1 protein-coding gene is annotated in these 924 nt (G+C 57.4%); it reads right to left on the reverse strand.

Annotation, left to right across the window (positions count from 1 at the left end):
* Positions 1-14 precede the first annotated feature (14 nt).
* Entirely contained in the window at positions 15-845 is an 831-nt protein-coding gene (locus GOB83_RS14665; protein ID WP_035366909.1) for an IS5-like element IS1032 family transposase, read from the reverse strand.
* Positions 846-924: the final 79 nt, after the last annotated feature.

Genomic DNA, 924 nt, shown 5'->3' on the forward strand with positions numbered 1-924 from the left:
CCTTAGAGCCTGAATCAGAAAGCGGTTTGATTGATTTTTCGCAGAACTCTGCGGATATGGGCAATCATCAACCACGCGTGGGATGACGAGATTGTTGCCTCGACATCCTTCGTGAGGCGACGGCAGCGTCCGAGCCATGCAAAGCTGCGCTCCACGATCCAGCGTTTGGGCAGGACGACGAAGCCTTCGGCCCGATCGCTACGCTTGACGATCTCGATCGTCCATCGGCCGAGTTCAGCCAGCGCACCACGCAACTTCTCGCCGGCATACCCGCCGTCACCGATCAGATGGCGAAGCCAGGGAAACAATGAGCGTATTCTGGTCGCTACCAGCGGCGCGCCATCACGATCCTGAATGTCGGCGGGATGCACGACGGCTGCCACGACATGACCCAGCGTATCGGTCGTGATATGCCGCTTGCGGCCCCTGATCTTCTTGCCCGCGTCATAACCGCGTGGACCGCCGTTTTCAGCAGTTTTAACCGACTGGCTGTCAATAATGCCTACCGAAGGCGTGGCGTCTCGCCCGTCCTGCTCACGCGACAGGATCACGAGAATATGGTTTATCGCTTCCCATCGTCCCTCGCGGATCCAACGGTAGAAATAGCCCTGCACGGTCGTGAAGGCGGGAAAATGACGAGGCAATTGTCGCCACTGGCAACCCGTAGTGACGATATAGAGGATCGCCTCCATGACCCGGCGCAAATCCGTACGTCGTGGTCTCCCCAGTCGTTTCTTCTCGGGCATCAAAGGCGCAATCAGCGCCCACTCCGCATCGCGAAGGTCGCTTGCATACTCCAGGTCGTCCCGGCGATACTGCGCGCGGGTGATTTCAGTCCAGGCCATCTTGATCTCATCAGGTTATCGCAAACCCATGAATCATAACCTGCTGAAATCACTCAACTCATTTTCGGTCAGACACTTA

This window comes from Acetobacter fabarum, assembly GCF_011516925.1.
GTDB lineage: Bacteria > Pseudomonadota > Alphaproteobacteria > Acetobacterales > Acetobacteraceae > Acetobacter > Acetobacter fabarum.

Coding starts and splice junctions, on each gene's coding strand:
- GOB83_RS14665 (WP_035366909.1), bottom strand. CDS start 845: ATGGCCTGGACTGAAATCACCCGCGCGCAGTATCGCCGGGACGACCTG.